The organism is Alcanivorax sp. HI0083, from assembly GCF_001635175.1.
Map to the genome: position 1 here is coordinate 1 of NZ_LWFX01001763.1, position 7586 is coordinate 7586.

Sequence of the window (7586 nt, forward strand, 5' to 3'; positions counted from 1 at the left end):
CCGAGCACACACTTGATACCAGTGGGCTTGCCGCTCACCTCACGTACATGGGCGATCAGGTCCAGCAAATCATCCGCACTATGTACATCCGGCTGGCCGTTGGGGCTAATAGATGCCTGGCCCGCCGGAATGCCGCGAATGTCAGCAATTTCCTGAGTCACTTTGGCGGCGGGCAGAATACCGCCCTTGCCAGGTTTGGCGCCCTGGCTGAGTTTGATTTCGATCATTTTCACTTGTGGCCGCGCCGCGATTGCCGCCAGTCGCTCGTCGTTCAGGTTGCCTTCCGCATCGCGCACACCGTAACGGGCGGTGCCCACCTGAAAGACCACATCACAGCCCCCTTCCAGGTGGTAGGGAGACAATCCCCCTTCACCGGTGTTCATCCAGCAATTGGCAATGGCCGCGCCCTGGGACATCGCCTGCACCGCTGGACGGGACAATGCACCAAAGCTCATGCCCGACACATTGAAGAAACTGTGGGCCGCATAGGGCTGCTCACAGTATGGGCCAATCATCAGCGGCAAGGTCTTGGCTGCGTCTTTTTCCAGCGTCGGGTACGGACAATTCATGAAAATGACGCGCCCGGCGCCAATCTGCTTTGTAGAGCCAAACGCCATGGTATTGCTGAGATCCTTTGCCGCACGGTAAACCCAGGCACGCTGTGCCCGATTGAAGGGCAGCTCTTCGCGGTCCATGGCAAAGAAATACTGGCGGAAAAACTCACCAAGAGTCTCGAAAAAGTAGCGAAACCGGCCGATTAGCGGGTAATTACGGCGAATAGCGTGACGCTTCTGAAAAAAACGGTCCTGTAGCCATAACCCGACAGCGACCAGCGTTAGCAGCAATACCAGCAGCAGAAAACCCAGCTCCAGCCAGGCAATGGTGCTGTTCAACCAGGGCTCCAGATACTCGGGAAACATTCGCTCTCCTCGCTTGCAGTATTCACCATCGGGTGGCTTAAAGCGGAAATGTGCGCCAGCGCACTTGGGCCACCCCCGGCGCAATAGTATGATGTTCGTCCGTCGATTTTGTTACGCTTGGCGGCCAGTGTGGTCAATTCGTCTGGTGCTGGCCAGAAAGAAAAAAGAATGGCGTTATCATGGGGGTAACGCTTGGCAATAAGCCAGATCGACGGAAGAACAACAAACTAACGGTGTTCGGGGTGCCCAACAAGCGCCTTGAGGCACCAGAAAAGGGGTACGGGGTTCAATGCGGGTTTTATTGACTAAATCCTGGCTGTCCGGGGTCTTTGCAGCTGGCTGCATGCTGGGCTTCAGTGCGACGGCACAGGCAGACAATATCTACAAATACCGCTCTGCGGATGGCACCATCCTGTTCACCGACCAGGCTCAGGAACAGGTGGGGCAACAATATACCCTGCTCTCCGTTCGCAAGGGCTGGAGCTACACCCCGCGCGCCCTTTCCAACGCCCAGCGTGACCAGTACGACACCATCATTACCCAGGCGGCGACCCGCTTCCGTGTGGACCCGGCGCTAGTCAAAGCCGTTATCCACGCCGAGTCCCTGTTCAACCACAACGCTATTTCCCGGGTTGGCGCCCAGGGGCTTATGCAGCTGATGCCCGAAACTGCGGCCTACCTGAAAGTCAGCAACCCCTTTGACCCCCGCGCTAATATTACCGGCGGCACCCAGTTCATCGCCTACCTGAAAAACAAATTCTCCGATCTCGACCATATCCTGGCCGCCTACAATGCCGGTGAAGGCAATGTTCGCCGCTATGGCGGCATTCCGCCTTTCAAGGAGACCCAGGCTTACGTGAAGAAAGTGAAGCAACTGCGCCAGCGTTATGCACACCAGTTCGTGGCCGAACTTGGAGAGGAAGAAACGGTGTTTGCGTCACGGTAAGCCCTCCTGCCCCCTTCACTCAGGCCCGTCAACACCAGTGTTGGATTACGCCTTTCAGGCTAATGCAACCTACAAGACTCGGCGCTCCCAGGTTATCGGGTAGGTCTGATTAACCTGAAAGGCGTAATCAGACAACAAACCCAACGTTCATCAAATTTCCACACCCAGCCACTGCCCATCATAATCAATTCGAAACTGCTCGAGCTGATAGCTTGATGTCTGGCATTTACCGCTGCGCAGCGAAAACGTCAGCCCATGCCCCGGGCAACGCAATTGCTCATTCATCACGGTACAGCGGTCGAGCGGAAAGTCCGCGTGGGGGCAGCGGCGCTGCATCAGCCAGGTGCGACCGTCTTCATGGATCAGCAGCAACTCCTTGCGCCCCACCGTAACAGGCAGCCGCAGACCGTCGTAAAGATCCATGATGCGGATAAGTCGATGAAACATGTGCCCTCACCGGTTTCCGTAACGTAAAAAGCCCGCAGAAGCGGGCTTTTTACTGTGCTGCGAAGCAGCGGATCGGTCAAGCAGACATTAGTTGCCGTGCTTCTCCGCCAGATAGAACCAGGTATCCAGCACCGAATCCGGGTTAAGGGAAACGGAAGAGATGCCCTGCTCCATCAGCCACTTGGCCAGGTCCGGGTGATCCGACGGGCCCTGCCCACAGATCCCGATGTACTTGCCCTGTTCATTACAGGCATCGATGGCCATCTTCAGCAGCTTTTTCACCGCCGGGTCACGCTCATCAAACAGGTGGCTGACGATGCCGGAATCGCGATCCAGGCCCAGCGTCAGCTGAGTCAGGTCGTTGGAGCCGATGGAGAAGCCATCGAAGTGCTGCAGGAACTCATCCGCCAGCAAGGCGTTGGTCGGCAGCTCGCACATCATGATCACACGCAGGCCATTTTCGCCACGCTTGAGGCCGTTCTTGCCAAGCAGATCAATCACCTGCTCCGCTTCGCCCACGGTGCGCACGAACGGCACCATCAGCTCCACGTTGGTAAAGCCCATTTCGTCACGGACTTTCTTCATGGCGCGGCATTCGAGCTCGAAACAGTCGCGGAAGTTTTCGCTGATGTAACGGCTCGCACCACGGAAGCCCAGCATCGGGTTCTCTTCCCCAGGCTCATACAGCTTGCCGCCGATCAGGTTGGCGTATTCGTTGGACTTGAAATCCGACAAACGCACAATCACTTTTTCCGGGTGGAACGCTGCCGCCAGCGTAGAAACGCCTTCGACCAGCTTCTCCACGTAGAAATCCACCGGATCACCATAACCGGCTGTCCGTTTGTCTACGTTTTGCTTGACGTCCTGGGGCATGGAATCGTAGTTCAGCAGTGCCTTGGGATGCACACCGATCATGCGGTTGATGATGAACTCCAGGCGGGCCAGGCCCACGCCCTGATTCGGCAGGCCGGCGAAATCAAAAGCCCGGTCCGGGTTGCCCACGTTCATCATGATCTTGAACGGCAGCTTGGGCATGGACTCGATAGAGTTGCGCTGAATATCAAACTCCAGCTGGCCTTCGTAGATCTTGCCGGTATCGCCTTCTGCGCAAGAGGCCGTGACTTCCTGACCATCCTTCAGGAGTTCAGTAGCATCGCCACAACCCACGATGGCCGGCACACCCAGTTCACGGGCAATAATGGCCGCGTGACAGGTACGACCGCCACGGTTGGTAATAATGGCCGCGGCACGCTTCATCACCGGCTCCCAATCCGGGTCGGTCATGTCCGTCACCAGTACATCACCGGGCTGGACCTTATCCATTTCCTTGATGCTGGTCACAATGCGTACTTTACCGGCGCCAATCCGCTGGCCGATGGAACGCCCTTCCACCAGTACTTTGCCGGTTTGCTTGAGCAGGTAGCGCTCCATCACGTTCACGTCGGAACGGCTTTTCACGGTTTCCGGACGGGCCTGAACGATGTACAGCTTGCCATCGTCGCCATCCAGCGCCCATTCGATATCCATGGGCATGCCGTAGTGCTTTTCAATTTCAATCGCCTGGCGGGACAGATTCTCGACCTGTGCGTCAGTCAGGCAATAGCGGATGCGTTCATCTTTGTCCACGTCCACGATTTCAACGGACTTGCCCGCGCTACCTTCAGCGCCGTAGATCATTTTCTGCATCTTGCTGCCCAGATTGCGGCGCAGTACAGCAGGTTTCTTGTTCAGCAGGGTTTTCTTGTGGACGTAGAACTCATCCGGGTTAACCGCACCCTGCACGACCATCTCGCCCAAACCGTAGGAAGCAGTGATGAATACCACGTCCTTGAAGCCGGATTCGGTATCCATGGAGAACATCACGCCCGCAGCGCCCGTCTCGGAGCGCACCATGCGCTGCACACCGGCAGACAGGGCGACCAGCTTGTGGTCAAAGCCCTGGTGGACGCGGTAACTGATGGCGCGGTCGTTAAACAGGGAAGCGAACACTTCTTTGACCGCGATCATGACGCTGTCCACGCCACGAATATTCAGGAAGGTTTCCTGCTGGCCAGCGAAAGACGCATCGGGCAGATCTTCTGCCGTCGCTGAAGAACGCACCGCCACCGGCAGGTCTGCGTTGCCTTCGCCAATCTGGGCATACGCATCACGGATCGCCTTGTCCAGCGCAGGCTGGAACGGAGCATCAACCACCCATCGACGGATCTCTTCGCCGGTCTTGGCCAGCGCGACTACATCTTCAACGTCCAGCGCAGACAGCGCTTCGTTGATCTTCTGGGTCAGGTTGTTGTGCTCAAGGAATTCACGGAAGGCTTCAGCGGTAGTAGCAAAGCCACCGGGAACGGAGACACCCGCTGCCGACAGATTGCTGATCATTTCGCCCAGGGATGCGTTCTTGCCGCCTACGTGCTCAACGTCATCTTTACCCAGGTCCTGAAACCAGACTACATATTCCGCCAAGGTCATCTCCTTTTACGTATTACCGGTTGGTTTGTTGGCCAAAGCAGGTCGGCACACCTTGTGCCGAAAACGCTATAAATAGCGCCATAACAAGTTCGCTGCACAAGGTGCCGGATCAAATCGAGCCGACATTCTACTCAAAACCGAAACAGTTTGCCTGCCCCCTCTTTCAGATTTGGACGGTATTTGGGTATCACTTTCGTCAACACCCCGCCTCCCCCCAAGTCGCGCACCACAAGAAAGCGCTATCTCACTGAAATAAAAGAGGTATTTCTGCCAATCAAGATTTGTCGAGCGCAGTGTAATGTCTGCGTCCTGTGCGGACAACGCATGACGCTACAACCCCTCTGACAGATCGGCCAATCCCTGCAGATAGCACTGGTCGCACAGCGATACAGCGTCTAGACTGGCTCCATTCAAAACAATGACTTACCCGTAGGAGCGGGGCTTGAGCCGCGAATGGTTGGAGCCCACCCCGCCAAGACTGTTCGCGGCTCAAGCCCCGCTCCTACCGCAAAGAAAACGGGCAGACCCAATGAAACGAAGCGCTTTCTACCTTTCTGATGGCACCGGTATTACCGCGGAAACCCTTGGCCACAGCATGCTGAGCCAGTTCGGGGATATCGAATTTGTGCAGATCACCCTGCCCTTCGTGCAATCCGATGAGCAGACTCGCGAAGCCGTGGCCCGCATTAACAAGGCCGCAGAGGAGGATGGCGCCAAGCCGGTAGTCTTCTCGACACTGGTCAACACCGACCATCGCGCCATCCTGCATAGCTGTGACGCCCTGATTCTCGACCTGTTCGGCGCTTTTCTTCGTCCGCTGGAAGACGAGCTTGGGGTACGCTCCAATCACAAAATCAACCAGAGCCACGCCATCCGCGACGCCGAATCCTATCGAATCCGTATTAACGCTGTGCATTTTGCGCTGGATAACGATGATGGCGCCCGCACCCGGCACTACGACCAGGCCGATATTATCCTCATTGGCGTCTCCCGCTCCGGCAAGACCCCCACCTGCCTCTACCTGGCATTGCAGTTCGGGCTATTCACCGCCAACTACCCGCTCACCGAAGACGACTTCGACGACCTGCGCCTGCCCAAGGCCCTGATGGAGCACAAACACAAGCTCTTCGGCCTCACCATCGACGCCGACCGCCTCAGCGCCATCCGCAGCGAACGCAAAGCAGGCAGCAAGTACGCATCCCCGCGCCAATGCGACATGGAATTACGGGCCCTGGAAGCCATGTACAACAAGCACAACATTCCGTATCTGGACGCGACAGAGTTGTCGATTGAGGAGATCAGTACGCGGGTGTTGGCGATGAAGGGGTTGAAGCGGCGGCTGCAGTAGCCTGTATTGTAGGAGCTTGCTTGCAAGCGAACTCCCACAGCGAATCCAGACCGGGGAATAGCCTTCATGCAGCCTTGCTCGAACCCACCTTGCCGCCCCTGCTTCATGCCCCCCGGCGCGTGGGCATGAAGCCCAGAGACAACAAGAACTATGGCTAGCTTCCGCTCCCTTGCCCACTCTGCCTATTAATTAGGCCCCCAACAACAGGGGAATCGGAGACCTTATAGGCAAATCCCCCCCCGCAACGGTAGACTAACTTCCTTCGTCCTTGCTACAGACACTACAGTGAAGCATAAGCCATTACACAAAAAGTCCGATAAGGACGCCCTTTACAGCGCTCTTGCCAAGCATGCAAAAGAGATGGGCAGCCTGAGCCTTTTGCAGCTGCATAGTGCGGATTCTCAACGCGAGAGTGCACTTTGCTGGAAGCTCGGACCATTACAATTAGATATGAGCTTGCAGAGGCTGAACTCTCAAACCCTGGGGTTACTAGCCCGGCTGGCAGAACTAGAGGCGGTGGGTGCCGAGATTCATAAGCTGTTTAGTCGAGACTCCATTTCAGCATCAAAGCCAGGAGGGCACTGGCTACTGCGGCAACACAACGATGCCCAGCAGTTTCAAAACGAGATTGACGAAATACGCCTCGAAATTTCCCGGATGTCGAAATTGGCCAGTGAGATCAATACAGGCCAATGGAGAGGGTCAACAGGCCTATCAATAACCAACATTGTGTATTTGGCCAGTGGCGGGCCGTCAACAGTCGCACAATTTACTCATCACGCCTTATGGCGGGAGAGCGACTCCATTAAGGTCGATTTCGCGTCAACACTCGATGGAATGCAGCTCTATCGACTTTTCAGTGAGCTCCCTCCTGAGCAAACACTGTTTATTTTTGCCTCAAAATCTTTCGCCACAGTGGACACGCATGCCAACTTTCAACTTGCTCGTGACTGGCTGATCGAGCGGCTCGGGCAAGGCTCAGATCTGAGCAAACACTTTATCGGCATATCATCCTCCCCAGACAGCATGACCGAGGCAGGAATTCCGCAAAAAAACCAGTTACGCGTCTGGGACTGGGTCGGAGGAAGGTTTTCCAGCTGCTCTGCGTTTTCATTTCCTGTATTGCTAACAAAAGGGGCCAACTTCTACAGAAAAATGCTGAAAGGGGCCGAGACTGTAGATCATCATTTCAGAACCGCACGGCTAGAAGAAAACATCCCCGTTCTGATGGCACTAGTTGATGTCTGGAACCGCAACTTCCTGAGTATTCAGAACCGAATTCTTCTCCCCTATGACAGCCGCCTGAATCTCCTGCCACGCTTTGCAAGCCAGCTGGAGCTTGAAAGTTGCGGAAAATCCTCATCTGCAGAATCAGAAAAGCTGAGGACCGCCGGCATGGTGCTGGGAGAATCCGGACTGGATGCCCGACATAGTCTGCATGAGTACATCCACAATGGCA

6 protein-coding genes are annotated in these 7586 nt (G+C 55.9%); 3 read left to right on the forward strand and 3 right to left on the reverse strand.

Going from position 1 to position 7586, the window contains the following annotated elements; genetic code table 11:
• Positions 1-920, reverse strand: a 920-nt coding sequence (locus A3754_RS25570; RefSeq protein WP_197468877.1) for an FMN-binding glutamate synthase family protein, incomplete at its 3' end; no start/stop codon positions are given.
• 301 nt (positions 921-1221) lie between these two features.
• Between A3754_RS25570 and A3754_RS25575 the strand changes: the two genes are divergently transcribed.
• Positions 1222-1866, forward strand: a complete 645-nt coding sequence (locus tag A3754_RS25575) for a lytic transglycosylase domain-containing protein (RefSeq protein WP_231880797.1) — start codon at positions 1222-1224, stop codon at positions 1864-1866.
• A 150-nt stretch (positions 1867-2016) separates the two neighbouring features.
• Here A3754_RS25575 and A3754_RS25580 read toward each other — a convergent pair whose 3' ends face one another.
• The gene (locus A3754_RS25580; RefSeq protein ID WP_063521703.1) at positions 2017-2313 is read right to left on the reverse strand and encodes a Rieske 2Fe-2S domain-containing protein; all 297 of its coding nucleotides are present in this window, start codon (positions 2311-2313) and stop codon (positions 2017-2019) included.
• An 87-nt stretch (positions 2314-2400) separates the two neighbouring features.
• Entirely contained in the window at positions 2401-4773 is a 2373-nt protein-coding gene (ppsA, locus tag A3754_RS25585; protein WP_063521706.1) for a phosphoenolpyruvate synthase, read from the reverse strand.
• 535 nt (positions 4774-5308) lie between these two features.
• Between ppsA and A3754_RS25590 the strand changes: the two genes are divergently transcribed.
• Together A3754_RS25590 and A3754_RS25595 are read left to right on the forward strand one after the other, a co-directional pair.
• Positions 5309-6127, forward strand: coding sequence for a pyruvate, water dikinase regulatory protein (locus tag A3754_RS25590; protein ID WP_063521704.1), 819 nt, complete (start codon positions 5309-5311; stop codon positions 6125-6127).
• Between the two features lie 285 nt (positions 6128-6412).
• On the forward strand, positions 6413-7586 hold a 1174-nt coding region (locus tag A3754_RS25595; RefSeq protein ID WP_063521705.1), incomplete at its 3' end, for a hypothetical protein.